Raw genomic sequence first — 22,262 nt, 5'->3', positions numbered from 1 at the left:
CCGTAAGATTAGGAATACTTATGCTTAATTTTAGACAAAAAAAGCTCCTTCGAGTGAAACATAAATGCCGTAGCATCTGCCTCACCAAAGGAGCAATTATAATCGTTAGTGATATTTAAGCTTCCAGCTTCTGTAGTCGAGTCCCTTTTGGAAGTACAGAAGTTATATATTCGTGTACCGGATGTTGCCCTTCCTCTTCCGCAAGTACAGTTACAATTCCTTGATCTGTACCGGTTCGAATCAGCCGCCCCATCCCTTGTTTGAGTCTTAACAGCATGTAAGGCAAATCCACATCTTCAAAAGGAGTGGAGGTTTCCGCCCTCTTTGCCATAAACACTGGATCAAGCGGAGGATACGGCAGCGACCATATGATCACATTGGATAATGAAGGTCCAGGGATGTCCAGCCCTTCCCATAAGGTGACCGCACATAACACGCTATGCTCATCCCGTTGGAATGCCGAAATCAAATAGCTGATTTCTTGATCCCCTTCATATAAAAATGAATATGAACTGCTTTCCGGTCGTAACGAGTTAAGCTGCTTGAACTGCAGAAGCTCTTCACGAGTACGGAACAATAGCAGTGCTCTACCTTCAGTCCGCTGAATAAGCTTCAGGGAAATTTCCATTTTCTCAGCAAAATCCCCACTCTGAAGCTCTGGCACATAGACATTCATCTGGTGCTCATAGTCATAAGGTGAGTCTACAGAGAAGGATAAAAAATCTTGTATCCCAAGACTGTCCTTCAAGTATTGGAATGATTTATCCACAGACAATGTGGCCGATGAGAATACGATTGGCATTTTTTGCGTGAACAGGCTGTCTTGAAGTACCTCTTTGACATTTCGTGGCATGACCGACAGCGTTAGACCATCGCTTTCTTCTGTCGCCCAGCAGATTAAAGCCCCTGAATCCTCAAACAATCGCAAAGCGATCTCTATGGTCTCCAAACGTTCCTCCACAATTCGGAGTTGGTATTCATCAATCGTGTAGAGTCCGCTTTCGAATACTAATTCTTCTTCGATAGCAGCAATTACACTCCGCATCCGGTGTACCTCACGAATCAATGAAGCATTCAGCTCAATGCTTTTCCGATCTGATCCAGGTATGTTTCGGCATTGACGGCGAATCGCTTTGAACATTTGCTCACTTTGCATGATCGCTTCATCAATCAGAACGGCCAGCGTTTCACGAATCTCGTTCTGTAGCAGGCGAGAAATCAATTCTTCAAAGACGACATGCTTCATCTTATAGCCAAGCGCCTTCATGGCCGCTGATTCTAATAAATGTCCTTCATCGAATACAACCGCACAGTGATCCGGAAGCAAAGGGATTTGCCCTTCCCGCTTACGCGCTTCATAGGTCCAAATATGCTCCATGTAATAATCGTGGGAACAAATGATCAGATCGCTTGATTTCCGGTAATGATCACGGGACAAGGTCTGCCCGCAGCGGTGACGCATATCGCAAGTAAAGCAGTCCTGAAACGTATCCCAGTTAATCTTGTTCCATTGTTCGTCATTCAGATCAGGATAATCTCTGCGGTCTCCATAAGCATGGAACTGCTGCATCGGTGCATGTGAATGTACAAAATCAGGTAATGTACTGTACAAGCTCTCCAGTGGTAAGCTTTCATCATCATGGTTCCGAGCCTGATCCAGCTTTTTCAGACACATATATTTATCCGGAGATTTCGCTAGTCTGGCATCAATATTCATGTTCAGATGCTTCGCAAGCTTGGCGATATCGCCTTCCGGTTTCACAAGCTGCTCAATCAAGGACTCGTCCGCACATGCAATAATCGCAGGTTTGCCCATATAACGCGCGTAACAAATGCTATACAACAAATACACTAATGTCTTGCCTGTTCCGACCCCTGCCTCAGAAAAAATCGTCTTTTTCTCGGCAAAAGCTCGCTCTACCTGAAAGGCCATGTATATCTGTTCATCACGTACTTCAAATCCAGCCTCAGGAAGAATTTCATAGAATACATCTCCGACCCATTCCCCTACTTGCTCCATAAAAGGTTTGGTCCGATCATATTCAAAAGGATACTGTTTCGCCAACAAGCCTACCTCCAATATTTGATCAGGCATCTCTACCATGCCATGAAAAATAGAATCAACGGAAAAACTCTATTATCTCATACGTTTGGAGGAATTACAAAAAAAAATTAGAGATCTAAAGATCAGATTAACAACGAAGATACTCATTTTCGTAGATATTATTAATCCTTTCCAAAACATTCCGGGCTTGATCCTTAAATTTCAAATCCGCAACCTGGCCTTTCCGAAGAAATATACCTGTCTCTTCACGGTGTTCTCCCAGAGCACCCTCATACAATTGGCCGGCGCCGTGGGTTGGCGGAGAGAAAAACAGCTTCATCAACGGTTTAACTATAAGAGGCAGTCCAGAATTTTTCCCTTTTCGCAATGTGTTATTGCTACCCGGATCAACACTGCGAATCATGATGCCCTCGTTAGCAAGTTGCGGCGCGGCGGCCTGTGTCCATAACGATAATGCCAGCTTTGAGGTGGCGTAAGGACCAAGCAGCTTGCGGAAGGTTGTGGGATGCTCCAAGATTTCTATCGTAAACTCTTTCGTATAATTAAGCGCTGAGGATGAGGTGTTGATCACCGTTTTTAAGCGTCCTTTTTGTAGGATATCCTTCAATTCCATTAAAATAATATACGGAACAACGGTCATCAATTCATAGTGCTTTTCGCGCCCCTGTTTCGAATAGCTTAGTTCGGGGAAGCTCCCGCCGGCATTGTTGAACAAAATATCGATTCGCTGCTCCTTGCCTTTGATCTCTTCCAGCGTCCCTCTCAAGCTGGCAAAATCCGCGAGATCGGTTGTTTTATAAATACGAAGCCAGCCGTTTTTGATGGCTTTTTGGATGTTCACATCGTCGGCCGGAAAATCGGAACGGTTCAAAGCAATCACCTGCCAATCCTCCGCTAGCAGTTTTCGAGTTAATTCCAATCCAATCCCGGCGTTAGCGCCTGTAATCAATGCGATATTTTCACGTTGCTGTGTGCTCATTGTAAATCTCCTCCTGAATTCGGGATATCTTCCTCTTATAACGCACATTTTATTAATTGGAGTCGACTCCAAGTCAAGGCGTAATAAAAAGATTTTGTCCCAGAGATAAGGTCTTGACTTGGAGTCAGCTCCAAGTTGTATAATGCACACACAAAGCAATCTCCAGGAGGTACAGTATGAAGGCAGAGCAAACGTTTACGATAAAAGAAACCGCCGTGCAAACCGGAATATCCGAGGATACGATCCGCTATTACGAAAAGATTGCGCTGCTTCCCCGGGCGGACCGGAAGGACAACGGGCATCGCGTTTACCGGCAGGAAGACATAGATACAATCCGGCTGCTATCCTGCCTCAAAAAAACAGGTATGCCCTTGCAGGATATGCAGCCATTTTTGGCGGTCTCCGCCGACGCTGATCCCGCGGATTATCCTGAACTGGTGGAGCATTTAAGGAACCATCGAGAAAACATCGTCAGCCAAATCTCGTCGCTGCAGCAGGTTGTCGATTTTATTGATATGAAGCTGGAACAAGGAAAATATCGCCGAGACTGCTCAGATAAAAGCGAGGACAAATCGAAACCAAAAAACATCTCCCCTGTTGAGATGAGTTATTTTTCTGGATCAGCAAAAATGAATAATTAATGAATTGGAGGTTTTAGGATGAAAGCAATGATCATAAAAAAATACGGGAATTCCCCTCTTCAGCTAGCCGACATCCCAACACCCGCAGTGGGTGATTATGATGTATTGGCAGAGATCCATGCAGCAAGTATTAATCCTATCGATTTCAAAGTGCGGGATGGCAAAGTTCGTACGCTGTTGAAATACGATATGCCCCTAGTTTTAGGAAATGATTTTTCAGGGATTGTCATCCAAGTAGGAAAGAATGTTAAAAAATTCAAGATAGATGATGGCAAAAGGTATTGATTCAAGCGGGAGCGGGCGGTGTTGGCACTTTTTACTATCCAACTTGCCAAAGCGATGGGGATATACGTGGCTACTACTACAAGCGATGCTGGAGCAGAATTGGTCAAGTCACTTGGAGCCGATCAAATTATCAATTATAAAACCGAAGCATTTGATAAGGTCCGGACAAATAAAACCTGTTATTGATCAAGTGTTTCCTTCTGTAGAGGCGCAGAAAGCGATGGAGTATTCCGAATCGGGCAGAGCTAAAGGAAAGATCATATTAAAAATAAAATGATACAACACATAAATAAAACGGCAGTCTAAGAATTTATGCTTCTCGTCTAGACTACCGTTTTTTATTTGTGTACTCGTTAATTAAATTATCTATTTCCAAAAATCCGTGCCAGCAAAAACAAACTCTTTATCCAACGTCTCGTCCCCATCTTCAAAGCAATCTGCCCAAGAAACACGTTGCTTACTCAGGAGAATTGCATCCTTCACGCCATATTCCTGATAACAAACGGTTTGTTCATTAGCGGTGTTGTTCCAGTTATCCCAGCCAAGTGGATGAATATGTGCACCCAGCTGACAATCTACAAATACGGTTTTAGCATACTCACGCCATGGACGGCCCAGAAACACCGGAGCAATATCAGGAGCCGCTGTTAAAAAGCAATTTTTAAAAATATAACCATACGATTGTCCCACGGGTGTGGAGGCTGCCGTAATATAACCTGCTTGATTCTCACTATGACGCAAGCTGCGAATTTCACATCTGTCAAAATAAGCCGTAGCCCCACCAAATATAAAGTCCACTGTTCCCTCTATATAGCAATGCTGATACAACTGCCGATATTGGGCATGGTGCTTTCTCAGTGGTATACCTCCAAACGTAGATCGCTCTTTGGGTGCAGGTGGCAAAGGTCCCGTGAACAACGTGTCCTGATACCCTTTTAAAGTACAATTTCTGAATACGGTTTGATCACAATTAGCATACACGGCTACCGCCTGCCCGATATTTTCACCCTGCCCTGCATTATTGGTAATCACCAGATTCTCCAAGATCAGGTGGCTGCCGCCCAGAAATAACGTTGGTGTAGAGAATGTATTGATTTCTTCGCCCGCTTCATCACGCTCTTTCGCGTAACGATTCATAACAATCTCCACGTAGCCAATCCCTATGATCGTAAGATTAGAACGATAAATCCGCACTGCCTCTTTATAGACCCCTGACAAAATATAAAGCGTATCCGCTTGACCGGATGGCCCCTGCTCTAGTGAATCTATCGCCTCTTGAATCGTGTGATAAGCGCAAAAGGATTCTTTTCCTACAACAAGCATAGTGGATTCTTTTCCTTTCAATAAATTGATGACTCTCTCTTATGGACAGACATTCTGTTCTTCAGGTGACACTGTAGCTTGTTCTACTAATTTTTCCGGCTTCTTCGTGTTTTTTGATCGACAATTTATGATCTCTACAGCTTCTCCATTTTCAATGTAAAAAGCAGGCCCTTCATGGTTCTCAATCGTCACCTGATGAAATTGAACATCTCTTGCATTCCCGAGGAAAAACCCGCGATTATTCATGTTTTCGATCCCTGTCATCATGTCTGGATGGCCGGGAATTGCATTCGTCGCCATGGAGATGTCCACATTGGTAAACGTAATCTCGGATACATACTGCTCCGCAAGCCCGTATAAGAAACCCGCTGCGGCATGAACATTACGTGCGGTAATATTGGCAAAATGAATGCGTCTAAAACACGGCGTTTCCTCTGTAACCGGATAAGGATTTTTATCCCACACATATTTTTCTTTTCCGCGTGGTCCACAGAAATAATATAGATTTAGAGTAAACGGACAAATAACGTCCTCCATTACAATATTGCTGATCCGAATATCTTCAATCGTTCCCCCGCGTCCCCGTCTTGATTTCATCCGGATTCCACGATCGGTTTGTTTAAACACACAATTACTAATCGTGACATTACGAATATCTCCACTCATTTCACTACCGAGTACGACACCCCCGTGTCCATGTACCATAGTGCAGTTGGTGATCGTAATATTCTCACAAGGAACTCGTTCTTTGGTATCCTCAGTTCCTGCCTTGATCGCTATGCAGTCATCACCGACATCAATATTGCAATTGCTAATTCGCACATTGGTGCAAGACTCTGGATTAATACCATCTGTATTTGGAGAGTCCGCCGGGTTCAGAATGGAAATATTATCAATAGTCACATTGTAACAGCCTATCGGATTAACGGTCCAGCTTGGAGAATTGACCAGCGCGATATCTTTAAGGGTTACCCGCTGACAGCTGTCCAAGCCGATTAGAGTCGGCCGGGGATACTGCAGCTCTTCCCGGCGGTTCCGAAACTTATCCCACCAGAGTTCACCATTTCCGTTAATCATTCCGCTGCCAGTGATCGATACATTAACTAACTCTCTTCCATAAATACAAGGTGAATGAACCTGCTGCTTCACTCCTTCCCATCTGCATTCCACTGCAGGGTAATCCTCCGGGTTCGTACTGAATGAAAGAATGGCACCAGGATTTAAATTCAATTCGATATTGCTTTTCATATGAATTGCACCGGTTAAGAACGTACCAGCCGGCACATAAACGGTTCCTCCACCGACTTTATTTGCCGCTTCAATTGCACGCGTTATCGCTTCTGTCGCTAACTTTTTACTATTCTTAAGCGCTCCAAAATCCTCAATATTGTAGATCAACATTCATAAGCCTCCCTGTTCTATATCAGATCCAGCCTCTTAATTGTTCGTATTCCACACAGGCCTGAAGGAAAGCACCCACACCTTTTTGGTCGTTAGTGACAATAGGCTCGCTAATGTAATAAGCGAAAGTACCGTCACGTTGGTCCACTCCACCTAATCCTGCTACTTGGCAATTCTTATTTAAATTGACCCATTCTTCTTTGGTTTCTAGTACAAACTCCGAGATAAGTCCTTGTTGAGCCAGATCTAATGTTTCGTACCATCCAGCGTTTAACACGCCTAATCGGATACCTTTAGCCATGGCATACACGATCATACTTGAAGCAGAGGCCTCAAGATAATTTCCTTTGCGTTCCCCTAGATTAATCACTTGATACCAGACCCCGGATTCCTTATCCTGATATTTCTTCACCGCAGTTAAGGTATCATTTAGTATTCGTACCAGCTCTGGATAATCTGAGTGCTCACTAGGCAGCAATTCCAGAACATCAACCAATGCCATGAGATACCAGCCAAGTGAACGGGCCCAAAAGTTAGGCGAAAGTCCTGTTTCAGGGTCGCACCAAGGTTGAATACGCTGTTCATCCCATGCATGATATAGCAGACCTGTTACCGGATCTTTCGTATGCTTCTCACACAAGATAAATTGTTTAGTTACATCCCCAAGTCCCTTTCCTTCTTCAAAAGCTAGCAAGTAGGCTAAATAAAAAGGAGCGCCCATATAAAGTCCATCTAACCAAATCTGATAGGGATATATATTTTTATGCCAAAAAGCACCTTCCGAGGTTCGCGGATGGGTCTCAAGTTGCTTTCTAAGTAGAGCAGCCGCTTTTTTGTATTTTTCCTGCTTCGTTTCTTTATATAGAGTCAATAATAATTTTCCGTTGTTAATATGATCGATGTTATACTCCTCTAGGTGGTAGCCCTTGACACTGCCATCTTCCTGAATAAAGTAGTCCATATTATCTTGAATGAACTGCAGATACTTCGAATCACCGGTCTGCTTCCAAAGCCATTCAAAACCGTTCAATACCACGCCATAATCGTAGGTCCAGCTTCCTTTGTAGCCTTTATCTTCATAAAGCTTCGGTGTCCGCGCCATAATAGAGTCTGCCGTTTGAATTGCCCACTGTGATTTCTTCATCCCAACCCCCAAAATATTTATAAATTTAAGAGCTCAAAAACTATAAATAGGTTCACCCGATTTAAGGATTACTTTGTACATAAAATAATACGACTTGATTCTCTGCAATCTCAGAGAATCAAGTCATTGTTTAGTAAGGATACGGAGCGATTCAGTCTTGGAGCATTGACTGTATTTCAACACAAGCCATCACCAATGCGCCCACACCATGCAGATCATTTTTAACCTTAGGCCGAGTCACGTAACTCTCGTAATCTCCAGCTGAGGTACCGATACAAATGTCCGGCAGAACTAATCGGTTATGCTCATCCCACTGGATTACTTTGGTTAACCCTTCATATCCTTTTTTAGCGGCAGCTGTAGCGATAGTCACATCACTTACAACGCCATACTTCACGGCTTTGGCAATCGTATAGACGAACAAACATGACCCTGAAGTCTCCAGCCAATTATCTGGCTCATGTCCCTTATCTACGACTTGATACCAAAGTCCACTTTTTTGATCTTGGTAACGAATAAGTGCATCCACAAAATCTCTCAGCGTAGTAGACAGCTCTGTCCGGGCTGAATCATGGGAAGGTAACAGATCCAGAAATTGCGATAAGGCGAGACCATACCATCCTAATGATCGGCTCCAGAACTCCGGTGAACAACCCGTCTCCGGATTCGACCAAGGCATCCGCCGGCTCTCATCCCAGGCATGGTATAACAAACCCGTTGTCTCATCCTTCATATGCTTGCGCATTAACATTTCCTGATGAAGGACCGTTTCACGCAAGCTTGGTTCATCGTAGACATTAGCATATTTCAAGGAGAATACGCCTGCCATATAAAGTCCATCCAACCACATTTGGTTGGCGTACTTATCCTTGTGCCAATACCCGCCCTCAGAGGTTTTATTTAGTGTGAGCAGTAAATTCCTTAGCTTCTCTGCTGCAATACGATACTTAAGTTTGCCTGTCCGTTCATAAAGAATGAATAGTAGCTGTCCTGCTTGAACCGCATCCAGCTCATCACGTGCAAAATAAAAGTTCCCGTATTCATCCACCAAATCATCTACATATTCCTGAATATAGTTGATATAACGGTCTTCTTGATAAGCATTCCACAAAAGCTCCATGCCACACAGAAATACACCCTGATGATAGTGCCATCGATGCGCGGGGGGAAGCTCTCCCGCCCTGTAAGTATCCATTAGTGAATCGCAAGCTTTTTTTGCCCACTCTATCGGCGTTGTAGGTATCTGTACAGTCATCTCGAAGCTCCTCCCCTAAGTATAGTCTCTCTCTTTCTTGCTAGCCCTTCATAGAACCCAACATGGCACCTTTGGCAAAATGCTTTTGCAGGAACGGATACACACAAACTATTGGTAAGGTAGCTACAACGATAACAGCCATTTTAATTGATTGATCTGGCGGTGGAACAGCAGCATCCAGTGTAGCGCTGTGATCCATACCGCTGGCAAGGACGACAATTTGTCTGAGCAGAACCTGTATTGGCCATTTCGCACTATCATTCAAATACAGAATCGCATTCATGTAGGTATTCCAATACGTTACCGCATAGAACAATCCGATAGTCGCTAACGCAGGTAAGGATAGTGGCAATACAATCCGAAATAATATTCCAAAATCGTTACAACCATCAATTTTGGCCGATTCCTCCAAACCTTCAGGTATATTTTGGAAAAAGTTTCTCAAAATGATCATATTAAAGGCACTAATCGCTGACGGTAGGATCAGTGATGCGTACGTGTCAATTAGTCCCAATTCCTTCACCACGAGGAACGTTGGAATCATCCCACCATGAAAAAGCATGGTGAACACGACCATGAAGTTAACCACTTTACGACCATCCAGATCTTTTCTGGTAAGAGCGTAGGCCATCAAAGAAGTTATAAACAAACTAAAAATAGAACCAATTGCCGTGATACCAATGGAAACACCCATGGCTTTAAATATTGTATTCGTCGAAAAGATGAACTTGTACGCTTCCAGACTCCATACCTTTGGAATCAGTACAAATTTGCTAGAAGCTAGTTCTGCACTCGTTGTGAAAGAGCCTGCTACAACGTGAACAAGGGGAAGCACAGTAATTAAAGCAATGATCGCAAGCAGCGTAAAGTTTATAGCAGAAAAGATTCTACCACTGATTGTTTTATCTTCTACCATTTCGATTCCTCCCACAAAATATCAATAAACGCCTTCTTCTCCCATTTTCTTGGATAATTTATTCACCATCATCACCATTACAAAGCCTACAATCGATTTAAAGAATCCAATAGCTGTACTGTAACTAAACTGCCCTTGTCTCAAACCAGCAGTATATACATACGTATCGATAATTTCCGCAACTTCTCGATTCATGGAGTTAAGTAGCAGATATACATGTTCAAATCCAAGATCAAGAACGGAACCAATTTTCAGAATAAATAATGTAATAATTACGCCTCTAATCGCTGGAAGAGTGATATGCCAGACTTGTCTAAGTCTTCCAGCTCCGTCCATACGCGATGCTTCATAAAGCCCTGGGTCAATCGCAGCTATGGAAGCTAGATAAATAATCGTTCCCCAACCTGCTTCTCTCCAAATCACCTGAATAATATACATGGGCCTGAACCACCCTGGATTAAGCAGGAAATTGATTGGTTCAAAGCCAAAATAGACAAGCAGCTCGTTGATAATCCCTCCATCCATCGTGACCATTACATAAGAAATGGAGACGATGATAACCAATGACAGAAAATGGGGCAAATAGAAGATCGTCTGAAAGGTTCTTTTGAAAAAGCTGCCTTGAAGTTCATTTAACATCAGGGCAAGAATAATCGGCATCGGGAAATAGATAAGAATATTTAATCCGAAAAGAATAAGTGTGTTCACTAATATATTTAAGAAATCCGGCTCTGTGAACAACCTGCTGAAATGCTTCATCCCTACCCAATCACTACCGTTGATCCCTTGATAGGGTTTGTAATCCTGAAATGAGATAATTAATCCGTACATTGGAAGATATTTAAAAATCAGAAAATACAGTACTCCCGGAGTTAGCATGACGTAGAGCCATTTATTTCTCCACAGCCGCTTTTTCAGTTCGCTGCTGCTTTTATAAATTTCAGGCTTAGGATTCATTTGAGGAGCTGAGCTGGGCTGTGCGGTGACTTCCTGCATGATATTCTTCCTTTCTCCTTCTTTATTCAAACACGATATTTCTGAACCCAGTGAGGAATAGAAAAGGTTGTTGAAACAAGATCAACAACCTTTTCAGCTACAATTTGTCGCTTAACTATTCCAGTACGGGTTACTATTTTTTGTATAACGCGTTGTATTCTTCAATAATCTTATCTCCACCACGGCTCTTCCAGTTCTCTACTTCCTTCTCAAATCCAGCCTTGTCAATCTGACCATAAATATATTTATAGGTTGCATCTGTAATAATCTGTTGAAGCTCTACGCCTTTTTCTGTATAGGTAGCCGAATCCATAGCAGCTGTTGGATCCGCTACACCAACTTTGACATTCTCAAGAACCAATTGATCTGCATGAATTCTTCCTGGCAGCGTGTTATAGTTTTCGTACATTCCATTGGTTTCAGCTTCGCCGATAACGCTGTCCTTATATCCCTTTACTTCACGTTCAATCAATTCTTTGTCGTCTGCAGCTTTCGCTTTACCGTCTTCAACGGTATAGTGAGTACCTTCAATTCCCCAATACATCAAATTAGCTACTTCTGGAGTCATCATTTGATCAAAGAAAGCAAGAATCTTCTTCAGCTCTGCCTCATCCTTAACAGCAGATTTCGGGAACAAGACAACATTGTTATAGCCTGGAATCATCCATTGAGCATATTTTCCATCTGGACTTGCAACCATACTATGCGCATCCAAAACAGCGTCAGGGTTATTCTTAATAGTATCTTTATTGAGGGAATCAATATCTTGCATGGAGCCCCCAATATAGAGTCCACCCTTTCCAGCCTTAAACATATTTACTGCATCCGTTTTACTGGTGGCAGCGAAATCTTGATTAATGTATCCGCCATCACGAGCTTTTTTGAAAAAATCCATTGTGTCGAAATATTCATCGAAGGTAAATTCAGGCGCTAATTTGCCATCCTTCTCACCCCAGGTATTCGGTGTTCCGAACCAAGACGAAACAGTTTTGAAAGCTCCATAGGTCAACTCATTACGGTCAATAATACCGGTAGTATCTTTCTTTCCATTACCGTCTGGATCTTGTTCTGTGAAGGCTTTAGCCATTTCAAATAATTCATCTACATTAGCTGGTGCAGCAAGTCCTAATTTATCTGCCCAGTCTTTGCGGTAAATGATCCCTTGGCGTGCAAGTGGACGCCCGATATATAGGGTATAAAGCTTGTCATCTACTTTCGTGTTATTAAGAATTTCTGGTTTCAGTTTGCTCAAATTCGGAAATTCGCTTAATAGTGGACCGATTTCCCAGAATTGTCCGTCTTTTATCGCTTCTTTCATCTGAATGAAGGTTGTCTGATTCTTCAAATATGTTACTTGCGGTAATGAACCCGTTGCAAAAGATGAATTCAGTTTTTCTTCATAAGTATCAGCCGGAAAAAATTGATAAGTCAGCTTCGTGTTGGTCAATTTCTCAAGTTCATTCTTAATCGTATCAGGCGGAGTCTCTGATGTATTCAATGGAAGCATGATTTTGATTTCTGTAGGTTCCTCTTTAGGTGCTTCAGTCTCTTCCACCTTCGTAGTGTTCTCTGCACTTGTAGTTGGAGCTGCTGCTTCTTCTTTGTTATTGTTGTTACCACCGCATCCAGCTAACAATGTGCTGAATGTTAACAGTGCTGTTAACAACATGGTGAAGGATTTCTTCTTCATACCATTTTGACCTCCATAATTTGTATTGGTTACGAGTTCCACGTTACATCGTCGGCAAGGTTACGAAAACAATCATTTCCCCATAACGGCGCGTTCTGAAAGGGATCTGAGCAAATGATTATCGTGATATCGCAGCACAAAAAAATCCACCGCATTATCCGCAGTGGATCAAAACCTTTTTAACCTATTTACTTTTCTGTCCCAAACTCAGCCTCAGCATATTCCTTAATAATAAGATTGCCTCCACGAGCTCTCCATTTCTCAACCTCTTGCTGGAATCCCTCGACGGTAATATTACCTAATATATAGTTATATGTAGCATCCACAATGATTGTAGATAACTCCATATTCTTCTCATCAAAAGTAGATGAGCTCAGAGAAACTGTCGGGTCATCGACCAGAAAAGATTCATTATCTTTACTCAGCTGATCTGCTAGAGAGGTTAATTGCTCCTTCTGAGCCACTTCCATAATGTTTTTATTACTAATGTCCGCGATCATTAAAGCATATAGCGGATTCACTTCCTGTACCCGCAGTTGTGAGGTTTCCTCGGGAAGGATAATCTTGCCGCCTTCAAGCTTATAATGCCGCCCCTCAAAGCCATACATCATTATATTGGCTACATCTTTATCCATGGTCCGATCAAAAAATCCAAGCACCTGCCGAAGCTCCTCCTCTGTGGCAATGGACTTTTTGGAAAAGAGATACAGTCCGTTGTAATTGGGGATAGACCACACTTTATATCCATCAGGCCCCCCGATACGATTGATCAGGGTAAGTTCAGCCTTTGGATTGTATGCTTGAGCTTCAATTGACAACCGCTGCACATCAGTCATGCTGCCAATAAACACACCAGCGATTCCGTTAATGAATTTATCGCGTTGAACCTCTTTACTGGTAAGAGCAAAGTCCTGATTTATGATTTTTTCATCATATAATTTCTTCATAAAATTCATTGTGTTCATATACTCCGCTGTTACGAATTCCGGAACAAATTGATGATTCTCTAGCTTCCAATTATTTGGTGTGTCAAAATAAGAGCTTAGTGTCTTAAATACACCATAAACAAGATCATTACGATCGACTAATCCAAGGGTATCTTGTTTGCCATTCTGATCCGGATCGTTATATGTAAATTGCCTCATTACTTCATATAGATCATCTAAGGTCTGTGGATTGCTTAAATGAAGATTGTCCAGCCAATCCTTACGTATAATGACACCCTGTCTGGAGGAAGGGCGTTCTGTATATAGGCCGTAGATCTTTCCATCTACAGCGGTCTGTTTAAGAATAGCGGGGTCCAGTGCTTTAAGATTGGGGAACTCCTGAAGATATGGGCCGATCTCCCAAAATGCTTCAGAACGGATGGCGTTTTTCACCAGATTATAATCTGAGAACTTCACAAAGGTGACTTTTCCTAAGGAATTAGTGGTCAACGCCGTGTTCATTTTATCGGTATAAACACCCTCAGGCACCCACGTGATATCAAGCTCCACCCCTGTTAATCTTTCAATCTCAGCTATAATCTTTTTTGAAGGCTGCTGTGGAAAATGAAGGGGTGCCAAGATGGAGATGTTCGGGCGAGCTTCTTGCAGTACAGAACCAGCTGACTTTCCATCACTGCAAGCGCTTAACATAGGGAAAACAAGCATGAAAAATAAGCAGAAACAAAACGTTGCCCTTCTACACAAAAATTGTCTGAACATTTCTACAGCCTCCTAAGGTATTGTAAGGATTTTCACCCTACAGCTTGAAGATTTTCCATTTTGTAGTCATAATTAGGATTAATGATTATTGCAGAACGAGATGATTATTGTTATTTTCCACCAGGTTTCATACACTAAGAACAAGTGTCTACTTCTACATAAGTAAAGGTGCTGAGCCCCGTGAGACCATTAAGCTTTTTAAGTAAATTAACGATTTTTGCCTTTGTAATTAGCACGTTGCCGGTGATATTCATCGGTTCTTTTTCCTATTTCACATCATCTAATGAGATCCAAAAGAACGTAAACAACAGTAAAATGGAACTTATATTACAAATCACCTCAAATGTAGAACATAAGTTAACAACTGTCAATCAAACATTAAACCAAGTGATCAACTCTAGTGTATTAAAAAAAGCACTAAATAACCCTTTAAATGAAACCGATTTCATTTTATATAATGATTTAAGAAACGAAATCCGCAATATGCAATCCTTCGATACGAAACTTGAGGATGTCATCCTGCTCAATCAGCAGCAGAACTGGATGATCAAAAATTCAGGCGTCTATCGTCTGGATGAATACAAAAACCATGCGCAACTCTCTAATCTAATGAATATAGCTGACGATACTTCATGGATTTTGAACCCATCGTCCTTATTTTATAGCGAGGAGAGCATTAACGTCACTGGCTGCAATTACAGCATCAGTCTTATCAAAAAGCTTCCCACCAATAAGCTGCAAAAATATGGGCTTGCCCTAGCTAATATTCCGGTCTGCAGTCTTCAGGATTTCATTAATTCAGATGTGCAGCCACTCGACGATATTATCGTTCTGGATCAAGCTGGCCGTTTCCTGCTCCACCCGGATACCAGCTTAATCGGAAAACCTAAAGAGCAAGGCGGATTTAAAGAAGTCCCTTTAATCTCTGATCCTTCTAAACAATCCGGACAGTTCAAGACTGTGATCAACAAAAAGAATTACTCCGTCACTTTCATGCGTTCTCAGTTAAATGGTTGGGTTTATCTATCCGTTACTTCCATGGAAAGCTTGACGAAGGAGTCCAATAAAATCGGTATGTTTACGATAATCGTGTGTACCTTTATGCTCTTGTTCTCCATTCTTCTGGCATGGATCGGCTCCAGGCGTATGTACACCCCTATCGAAAGACTGCTTAATCAGATGGGCCAACGCAAACCGGATATTAAATCAAGACATCGCAATGAATTTCAGATTATAGGTGAACAAGTTCATTCTTTGTTTCAATCCAAATCACAGCTGGAAAAAGAAGTCCGGCAACACTTTCAGCAGGTTCGTACGTTTTTTCTGATCAATGCCTTCCACGGCAATGTTAAGAAACGTGATTTGCTCGAAGAATTAGGGCAATTCGGCTACCAAACCCAACTTGAAGAATGGAAAACAATGGCAGTAATTACGTTATCTATTGATTATGCCGAGGATTCCAGCTATGAGAAAAAAGATCTCAGCCTCTTATTGTTCGCTGCCCACAATATGATCGAAGAGTTAATCTGTCCTGAACAACGACTGGCTCCTGTGATCATGGACCATGCGGTAGTCGTATTATTGGGCAGTCCAGACTGCGATACCCAGTCTTTTCATAAGACACTGTATTCGTTAACGGAGAAGCTGCAGCAAGAAATAAATAATTATCTAAAGGTGCAGGTGAGTATTGGGCTGAGCCTTCCCTTCAATGCCTTCGATAAACTAGCCATCGCCTACAGAGAAGGTCTTGAAGCACTGAAACATCGCATTAAGCTTGGCAAAGGCGTTATTATTCAATATGAGAACATTAACTCCGGCAAACATTATCTGAACTTGAACTACCCTACGCATAAAGAAAACGATCTAATGGATGCTATCAAGCTGGCTGAAACGGATAAAGCCAAGGAACTGATTCATTTGCTTTTTAAATCTATCTTTTCCCTAGAGCTATCACCACAGGAATATCAAATCCCGTTGACCCGCTTACTCAATAACTTGCTCATTATGATGCAGGAATCGGGCATTAGCTTAAATCAGATCTATCATGCTAATGGCTCAATTTTTGAGGAATTACATGACCTTCATACTGTGGCTGAGATTGAGGATTGGTTCTGGAGCATGGTCATTTACCCGATGATCAAAATTTTTATCAGCAGGCAAAATGCCCAATACCAAAACATCTCTGAGAAAATCATTGATCTGATCCAACATGAATATGATACGGATCTAACCTTGGAAGAATGCGCTTCTCGGCTGCATTACAACGCCAACTATATCAGCAGTGTCTTCCGTAAGGAGACCCAATACTATTTCAGCGAATATTTAACGATGTACCGATTTAAAATGGCGAAAAAATGGCTGCAGGAAACCGATATGCCGATCAAAGATATTGCAGCCAAATTAAGATACAACAATTCTCAGAATTTCATTCGATCTTTCCGTAAACAGGAAGGGATGACCCCTGGACAGTACCGGGATAACAATACAGGCACTAAATCCAAACCAACATTTGACGAATCTATGTAAAAATCACAAAATAATCGTTCAAGGTCGAATCTAAAAAAAAAAGAGTCTCTCTTTTTTTCGGAAAATATGTTAACGTGTGCATATAACCATTTAGGGAGGAATTTGAACGCAATGTTGAACTTTCGACTAAATACTAACCGTGTAGAACAAGATGAGATTTCTCAGAAAACCTCACTACTCACCCTCTATCCGCTCGAGACGGATCAACCCCGTCCTTTTATATTGGTATTGCCTGGTGGAGGTTATCAGCACTTAGCCAAACATGAAGGAGAACCTGTGGCTCAATGGCTAAACAATCTAGGTATTCATGCAGGTGTACTAGATTATCAGGTCGGAGACTTCAACGTCTCTTCTTTGTTAAATGATGTTGAGGAAGCTCTCAAATGGATTAGGGAAGCACCCAAAGCTTGGAATGTGATCTCAGACAAAGTAGGGATGATTGGATTCTCGGCTGGAGGACACTTAGCTTCCATCTTTTCTACCACTAGAGCAGAGAAACCAAATCTTCTTCTGTTAGGTTATCCTGTAATCACTTTCCAAGAGTCCCATTCGCATAAGGGAAGCCGGCTACATTTTCTTGGAGACGACCCATCACAAGCGGAGCTTGACTCCTTTTCCTCAGAAGCCCAGGTGGATTCACTCACACCTCCAACCTTTATCTGGACAACAGCAAACGATGCCAGCGTTCCCGTGGAGAATAGTCTGTTGTTCGCCTCTGCCCTGTCTAATCAGGGAATTCCTTTTGAATTACATATCTTTGAAGAAGGGCGGCATGGTTTAGGGCTTGCTAAAGAACACCCTCATTGCCAGCAATGGCTTTCCCTTGCTGAGAACTGGCTAAGGGAACATCAATACGTTAAAGAAGCAGAAGGCCTTATGAGACAACAACTATTTATTGCAGGCGATTCCACTGCGGCTATTAAAGGCGCTGGAGAAAAACCTATGACTGGCTGGGGAGAATACCTGCAAAGTTATTTTGGGACTTCTATTCAAATCCAGAATCGTGCAATTAATGGTCGAAGCACCAAATCGTTCATAACAGACGGCCGCCTGGATGCCATCAAAAAAGACTTTCAACCCGGCGACTACCTGTTTATTCAATTTGGACATAACGATGAGAAAAAAGAGGATCCATTACGTTACACCGATCCTGAAACCGAATATCGCCACAATCTAATTCAATATATAGATGCAGCTCGGCAGCTAGGGGGGACTCCGATTCTGTTAACCTCTGTAAGTCGCCGCCGCTTTAACGCCGATGGAGAGCTTGACCCGTTGGCTGTAGGCGCTTATCCCGAGGTAATGAGACAAGTGGCTGAAGAAACGCACACTCCGCTACTTGATATTTTCACAGCCTCGCAAGCGCTCTATCGTTCATTAGGCGAAGAAGAATCCAAGAAGTTATTCATGCACTTACCAGAGAAAACACATCCCAATTACCCCAATGGAGTTACGGATGATACTCATTTCTCGGATGAAGGTGCCCAGCAAATTGCTAAACTTGTGGTTCAAGCACTTAAACAAAATACAGCCTCACCTATATCAAACTTACAACAACTTTTATAAGGAGTGATCACAGATGTCTATAATTAAAGAAGTTATTACAGAGTACTATCGTATCCCTTTGCCAGAAATCATGGAGGATGCTAAACACGGCTTGCATACTCATTTTGAAGTACCCATTGTCAAAATTAGAACGGATGACGGTCGTGAAGGTGTAGGTTATACCTATACTGGCGGATTTGGCGGCAAAGCGATCTGTTCACTAATTGCTAATGAATTAACACATATTTTAGTTGGCAAAGACGCCAGCTGTGTGGAAAGTATCTGGGAGCAGATGAACTGGGGAATACATTATGTTGCTCGCGGGGGTCTGGCTAGCTTCGCCATTGCGGCATGTGACATTGCGTTATGGGATTTACGTGCGAAGAAAGCAGATGAACCTCTCTACAAACTTCTGGGTGGCGCAAGCAATGAGGTCAAATGTTATGGTGGAGCGATTGATTTGAATTTCCCATTAGAAAAGCTCCTGCGCAACAATCAAAAATACTTAGATATGGGCCTCCAGGCTGTCAAAATTAAACTAGGCCAAAAAACATTAGCTGAAGATGTGGAACGAGTGGCTGCGGTACGCCAATTGGTCGGCCCGGATGTAGCCTTTATGGTCGATGCCAATATGAGCTGGAGTGTGGAAAAAGCGATAAAAGCCGCACGTGAATTTTTGAAATATGACATTCTTTTCTTAGAAGAACCAACGATTCCGGAGGATTATGCCGGCTATGCACGGATTGCTGAAGAAACAGGAATGGCCGTTGCAGGCGGAGAGAACTTGCGCACATTAACCGAATTCCATCACATGCTGCAATATGGTCATGTTGATTTCCCTCAACCTGATGCTTCCAATATAGGCGGAATTACGGGCTGGTTAAAGGTAGCTCACTTAACACAAGCCTATAACCTTTCCGTTTCCACACATGGGATGCAGGAATTACACGTTAGTTTGTTAGCAGCTATGCCAAATGCAGGTTATCTCGAAATGCATAGCTTCCCTATCGATCAATACACTACACGTCCGCTAGTGATTAACAAAGACAATGGGATGGCAGTAGCGCCTGAAGTAACGGGCACTGGCGTTACCTTTGACTGGGACAAATTAGCACCTCACAAACAACAATACTAATAGGAGCGATCGATCATATGAGCATTCCCCTTCATCTAGGTGTTCGAGCACATGATTTCACACAAGTTCCATTGCAAGAGTTAATTGAGAAGATTAAGTCCTATCATTTCACTCATATCCAGTTTGCACTTAAGAAATCTTTTCCTGATAGTGCCCCTAGTCTGACGGCTATAAGCCCTGGAACAGCCAGCTATTATGGCAATGCCTTTAGGCAGGCAGGTATTCAGATTGCGGTTCTGGGCTGCTATGTAAACATTGTAGATACCGATCCTCACAAACGGGCACAAGCGTTAGCCGCGTTTAATACCCACCTGCGCTTGGCCAGAGATTTTGGCGCTAGTCTGGTAGGTACGGAAACCGGAAGTGTGGGACTTGGGTATACCACAGATAATTTTACAGAAGAAGCCTTCCAAGAGGTGGTGACATCAGTTAAGGCCATGGTGGCGGAGGCCGAACGTTTTGGTGTGACGGTAGGAATCGAAGCAGGACTTCATCATCCGCTGTACACCGCGCCCTTAACCCGCCGACTTCTGGATGAAGTCCCTTCTAACAATCTTCAGGTCATATTGGATTGCGCAAATCTAATGTCACCTACAAATTACTTGCATCAAGAAGCTATTATTATGGAGGCTTTGAAGCTTTTAGGAAATCGAATTGCTATCATTCATTTAAAAGACTTTATCGTCCAAGATGGAGCTATAAAAATTGTCCCTGTAGGTCAAGGGTGGCTAGAGTTTGAGCCGATTCTTCATTATATGAAATATGAACGTCCTCATATTCAAGGAATCCTGGAAAGCACTCCTGAGTCACATTTAGGAGAAAGCATTACCTTTTTGCAACAGTTATACGAATCCCTGTAGGGCTTCATCCCATTAAAACTAATAAATCCACTGCACACCTCTTTACCTTACTTGGTGCAGTGGATTTTTATATTCTGTTTAACATCCGTTTGACCTCCATCAAATAATCGCCTGTTATGATCAGGGCATCAAGAGTATCTGGGAGGGGTTCCATGCGTCTTGCTTTATTCACGGACACATTTCTTCCGCAAACCAACGGAGTTTCACGTACGCTTCAACGATTAACCACTCATTTGAAAGGGCGTGGTATTGAACATCTGCTTTTCTCACCGAAATCTGCTCCTGAAGACAGTTATGCCGATCCCATACGTCCCATTACCAGCATCCCCTTTTTCTTATACCCCGAATGTAGACTCGCACTGCCCAATATGTCCTCTATCCAATCAGAGCTGAAAGCTTTTCGTCCCGATCTGCTCCATATGGCAACTCCGTTCAATATCGGTCTCTGCGGCCTTCGTTATGCGCGAAAACATGACTTGCCCCATGTCGCCTCATACCATACCCATTTTGACCGCTATCTTGAATATTACCGGATGAAAAAAATCGCTCCGCTCTATTGGAAATACATGAAGTGGTTCCACCGCTCCTGCGACGCCACCTTTGCACCATCCTACGAAACCCTCGATTCCCTCCAAGCTCAAGGCTTTCATCGCCTGAAGCTGTGGTCCAGAGGCATCGACTGCCAGCAGTACACCCCCAAAAAACGCAGCCATGAGGTCCGTGAGCGCTACGGAATTACCGCACCGTTACTGCTTCTATATGTGGGAAGGATCGCCCCTGAAAAAGATATAAACACCCTTGCTCTCGCCATGCAGCAATTACCCGAATCTATGCAATCTCAGGTTCATTGGCTGGTCGTAGGAGACGGCCCCCTTCTGCCGGAAATGCGGGCACAGGCGCCCCATAATGTCACGTTTACAGGCTATAAACATGGTGATGAGCTTGCCCAATTATATGCCTCAGCAGATCTGTTCGTCTTCCCTTCCAGTACGGAAACCTTCGGTAATGTTGTCCTTGAGGCTATGGCCTCAGGACTGCCTGTCCTCGCAGTAAATGAAGGTGGAGTGAAGGATCTGGTCACACCCGGCCGCACAGGAATGATTGTCGAGTCCCGCTGCCCGGATACTTTTATTCGTGAGATTTGTGCATGTATAGAGCACCCTCAAAAGCTAGCTGCTATGGGACATGAAGGTCGACAGCTGGCACTCGGCCGCTCTTGGGAGAATATTTTTGATGGACTCATCCGCGATTATGAAGAGATCATTGAGAATAGACGTTATGATCTTATACCGGCTTTACTACCATTAATATAATAATGACGATAGTAAGCACATGAACCGCCGCTTCTAGGGGAGCGATCTTGTTCATAGCGGTAGTGTAACCCTCAGGGATTTCCTCCCCTTCGCTGGTCATTACGAGCTGGGTTAGCTTTTTCAATCGGGGCTCAACCATTCCAATAATAATCACTTCGATCACGATAAAAAATAATAACGACAGATTTAACCACAACACCGACAAGCCCATTTTATCTATGATCATTAACAAAATACCTGTAACGATCAGGGTGACCCCACCTGTCTTAGGGAATCTGTTTATTTTCTTCATAAGACCAAATACAAAACGAAGCTGACTGCCTGTCTTGGCTGAGCTTGTCAGTATTGGCAGCACAAAAGCTGGCCCAATTCCCACTATGGATGCTATAACATGTATAACTACCACAAGCTTTGAGATCATATGCGTCAAATCCATATTTACAATCCCCCTATCATTCGTTGTTTAGATTCATATGAGGCAG

The 22,262-nt window shown here is 42.9% G+C and carries 17 protein-coding genes and 1 pseudogene; 7 read left to right on the top strand and 11 right to left on the bottom strand.

The annotated features are described in order from the left end of the window. Nucleotides 1-115: 115 nt before the first annotated feature. Entirely contained in the window at nt 116-2,095 is a 1,980-nt protein-coding gene (locus MKZ16_RS10890) for an ATP-dependent DNA helicase (RefSeq protein WP_076107555.1), read from the bottom strand. Between the two features lie 97 nt (nt 2,096-2,192). Next, nucleotides 2,193-3,044 carry an SDR family NAD(P)-dependent oxidoreductase gene (locus tag MKZ16_RS10885; RefSeq protein WP_076107510.1) on the bottom strand — a complete coding sequence of 284 codons (852 nt, stop codon included), beginning with the start codon at nt 3,042-3,044 and terminating at the stop codon, nt 2,193-2,195. A 176-nt stretch (nt 3,045-3,220) separates the two neighbouring features. Here MKZ16_RS10885 and MKZ16_RS10880 point away from each other — a divergent pair, with 176 nt between their 5' ends. Then, on the top strand, nt 3,221-3,685 hold the full coding sequence (locus tag MKZ16_RS10880) for a MerR family transcriptional regulator (RefSeq protein ID WP_076107512.1): 465 nt from the start codon (nt 3,221-3,223) through the stop codon (nt 3,683-3,685). A gap of 18 nt (nt 3,686-3,703) precedes the next feature. Next, nucleotides 3,704-4,247: pseudogene (locus tag MKZ16_RS10875) on the top strand (NADP-dependent oxidoreductase). A gap of 89 nt (nt 4,248-4,336) precedes the next feature. Here MKZ16_RS10875 and MKZ16_RS10870 read toward each other — a convergent pair. The 8 genes from MKZ16_RS10870 to MKZ16_RS10835 all read right to left on the bottom strand — a co-directional run bounded on the left by MKZ16_RS10870 (nt 4,337) and on the right by MKZ16_RS10835 (nt 14,401). Further along, on the bottom strand, nt 4,337-5,293 hold the full coding sequence (locus MKZ16_RS10870) for a pectinesterase family protein (RefSeq protein ID WP_036679262.1): 957 nt from the start codon (nt 5,291-5,293) through the stop codon (nt 4,337-4,339). A 39-nt stretch (nt 5,294-5,332) separates the two neighbouring features. Further along, complete coding sequence (locus tag MKZ16_RS10865) at nt 5,333-6,694, bottom strand: glycoside hydrolase family 28 protein (RefSeq protein WP_076107516.1); 1,362 nt, start codon at nt 6,692-6,694, stop codon at nt 5,333-5,335. Nucleotides 6,695-6,716: 22 nt separating this feature from the next. Continuing rightward, complete coding sequence (locus MKZ16_RS10860) at nt 6,717-7,838, bottom strand: glycoside hydrolase family 88 protein (RefSeq protein WP_036679258.1); 1,122 nt, start codon at nt 7,836-7,838, stop codon at nt 6,717-6,719. 151 nt (nt 7,839-7,989) lie between these two features. Further along, nucleotides 7,990-9,093 carry a glycoside hydrolase family 88 protein gene (locus MKZ16_RS10855; protein WP_076107518.1) on the bottom strand — a complete coding sequence of 368 codons (1,104 nt, stop codon included), beginning with the start codon at nt 9,091-9,093 and terminating at the stop codon, nt 7,990-7,992. A gap of 40 nt (nt 9,094-9,133) precedes the next feature. After that, nucleotides 9,134-10,009, bottom strand: a complete 876-nt coding sequence (locus MKZ16_RS10850) for a carbohydrate ABC transporter permease (RefSeq protein WP_076107520.1) — start codon at nt 10,007-10,009, stop codon at nt 9,134-9,136. 21 nt (nt 10,010-10,030) lie between these two features. Further along, nucleotides 10,031-11,005 (bottom strand): sugar ABC transporter permease, encoded by a 975-nt coding sequence (locus tag MKZ16_RS10845; RefSeq protein WP_036679252.1) that lies wholly within the window; start codon nt 11,003-11,005, stop codon nt 10,031-10,033. A gap of 133 nt (nt 11,006-11,138) precedes the next feature. Further along, on the bottom strand, nt 11,139-12,695 hold the full coding sequence (locus MKZ16_RS10840; RefSeq protein ID WP_036679248.1) for an extracellular solute-binding protein: 1,557 nt from the start codon (nt 12,693-12,695) through the stop codon (nt 11,139-11,141). A gap of 188 nt (nt 12,696-12,883) precedes the next feature. Next, entirely contained in the window at nt 12,884-14,401 is a 1,518-nt protein-coding gene (locus MKZ16_RS10835) for an extracellular solute-binding protein (protein ID WP_076107522.1), read from the bottom strand. Between the two features lie 180 nt (nt 14,402-14,581). Between MKZ16_RS10835 and MKZ16_RS10830 the strand changes: the two genes are divergently transcribed. From MKZ16_RS10830 to MKZ16_RS10810, 5 genes are all read left to right on the top strand, one after another. Then, on the top strand, nt 14,582-16,927 hold the full coding sequence (locus tag MKZ16_RS10830) for a helix-turn-helix domain-containing protein (protein WP_076107524.1): 2,346 nt from the start codon (nt 14,582-14,584) through the stop codon (nt 16,925-16,927). Between the two features lie 111 nt (nt 16,928-17,038). Continuing rightward, nucleotides 17,039-18,493, top strand: coding sequence for a GDSL-type esterase/lipase family protein (locus MKZ16_RS10825; protein WP_076107525.1), 1,455 nt, complete (start codon nt 17,039-17,041; stop codon nt 18,491-18,493). A 13-nt stretch (nt 18,494-18,506) separates the two neighbouring features. Next, nucleotides 18,507-19,607 carry a mandelate racemase/muconate lactonizing enzyme family protein gene (locus MKZ16_RS10820; RefSeq protein WP_038569729.1) on the top strand — a complete coding sequence of 367 codons (1,101 nt, stop codon included), beginning with the start codon at nt 18,507-18,509 and terminating at the stop codon, nt 19,605-19,607. 17 nt (nt 19,608-19,624) lie between these two features. Continuing rightward, nucleotides 19,625-20,467 (top strand): sugar phosphate isomerase/epimerase, encoded by an 843-nt coding sequence (locus MKZ16_RS10815; protein WP_339815684.1) that lies wholly within the window; start codon nt 19,625-19,627, stop codon nt 20,465-20,467. A 152-nt stretch (nt 20,468-20,619) separates the two neighbouring features. After that, nucleotides 20,620-21,780 carry a glycosyltransferase family 1 protein gene (locus MKZ16_RS10810; RefSeq protein ID WP_076107529.1) on the top strand — a complete coding sequence of 387 codons (1,161 nt, stop codon included), beginning with the start codon at nt 20,620-20,622 and terminating at the stop codon, nt 21,778-21,780. Here MKZ16_RS10810 and MKZ16_RS10805 read toward each other — a convergent pair. Continuing rightward, nucleotides 21,752-22,216, bottom strand: coding sequence for a DUF2269 family protein (locus MKZ16_RS10805; RefSeq protein WP_235219424.1), 465 nt, complete (start codon nt 22,214-22,216; stop codon nt 21,752-21,754). The genes MKZ16_RS10810 and MKZ16_RS10805 overlap by 29 nt on opposite strands. Nucleotides 22,217-22,262 lie beyond the last annotated feature (46 nt).

The organism is Paenibacillus sp. FSL R5-0928, assembly GCF_037970385.1.
Classification (GTDB): domain Bacteria; phylum Bacillota; class Bacilli; order Paenibacillales; family Paenibacillaceae; genus Paenibacillus_AQ; species Paenibacillus_AQ odorifer.
The sequence above is the reverse complement of the archived record's forward strand: the minus strand, read 5'-3'. Positions and strand labels throughout refer to the sequence as shown.

What these genes read in the sequence shown, in the direction of transcription:
- MKZ16_RS10890 (WP_076107555.1), bottom strand. Translation starts at nt 2,095, where the DNA reads ATGCCTGATCAAATATTGGAGGTAGGCTTGTTGGCGAAACAGTATCCT.
- MKZ16_RS10885 (WP_076107510.1), bottom strand. Translation starts at nt 3,044, where the DNA reads ATGAGCACACAGCAACGTGAAAATATCGCATTGATTACAGGCGCTAAC.
- MKZ16_RS10880 (WP_076107512.1), top strand. Translation starts at nt 3,221, where the DNA reads ATGAAGGCAGAGCAAACGTTTACGATAAAAGAAACCGCCGTGCAAACC.
- MKZ16_RS10870 (WP_036679262.1), bottom strand. Translation starts at nt 5,293, where the DNA reads ATGCTTGTTGTAGGAAAAGAATCCTTTTGCGCTTATCACACGATTCAA.
- MKZ16_RS10865 (WP_076107516.1), bottom strand. Translation starts at nt 6,694, where the DNA reads ATGTTGATCTACAATATTGAGGATTTTGGAGCGCTTAAGAATAGTAAA.
- MKZ16_RS10860 (WP_036679258.1), bottom strand. Translation starts at nt 7,838, where the DNA reads ATGAAGAAATCACAGTGGGCAATTCAAACGGCAGACTCTATTATGGCG.
- MKZ16_RS10855 (WP_076107518.1), bottom strand. Translation starts at nt 9,093, where the DNA reads ATGACTGTACAGATACCTACAACGCCGATAGAGTGGGCAAAAAAAGCT.
- MKZ16_RS10850 (WP_076107520.1), bottom strand. Translation starts at nt 10,009, where the DNA reads ATGGTAGAAGATAAAACAATCAGTGGTAGAATCTTTTCTGCTATAAAC.
- MKZ16_RS10845 (WP_036679252.1), bottom strand. Translation starts at nt 11,005, where the DNA reads ATGCAGGAAGTCACCGCACAGCCCAGCTCAGCTCCTCAAATGAATCCT.
- MKZ16_RS10840 (WP_036679248.1), bottom strand. Translation starts at nt 12,695, where the DNA reads ATGAAGAAGAAATCCTTCACCATGTTGTTAACAGCACTGTTAACATTC.
- MKZ16_RS10835 (WP_076107522.1), bottom strand. Translation starts at nt 14,401, where the DNA reads ATGTTCAGACAATTTTTGTGTAGAAGGGCAACGTTTTGTTTCTGCTTA.
- MKZ16_RS10825 (WP_076107525.1), top strand. Translation starts at nt 17,039, where the DNA reads ATGTTGAACTTTCGACTAAATACTAACCGTGTAGAACAAGATGAGATT.
- MKZ16_RS10820 (WP_038569729.1), top strand. Translation starts at nt 18,507, where the DNA reads ATGTCTATAATTAAAGAAGTTATTACAGAGTACTATCGTATCCCTTTG.
- MKZ16_RS10815 (WP_339815684.1), top strand. Translation starts at nt 19,625, where the DNA reads ATGAGCATTCCCCTTCATCTAGGTGTTCGAGCACATGATTTCACACAA.
- MKZ16_RS10810 (WP_076107529.1), top strand. Translation starts at nt 20,620, where the DNA reads ATGCGTCTTGCTTTATTCACGGACACATTTCTTCCGCAAACCAACGGA.
- MKZ16_RS10805 (WP_235219424.1), bottom strand. Translation starts at nt 22,216, where the DNA reads ATGGATTTGACGCATATGATCTCAAAGCTTGTGGTAGTTATACATGTT.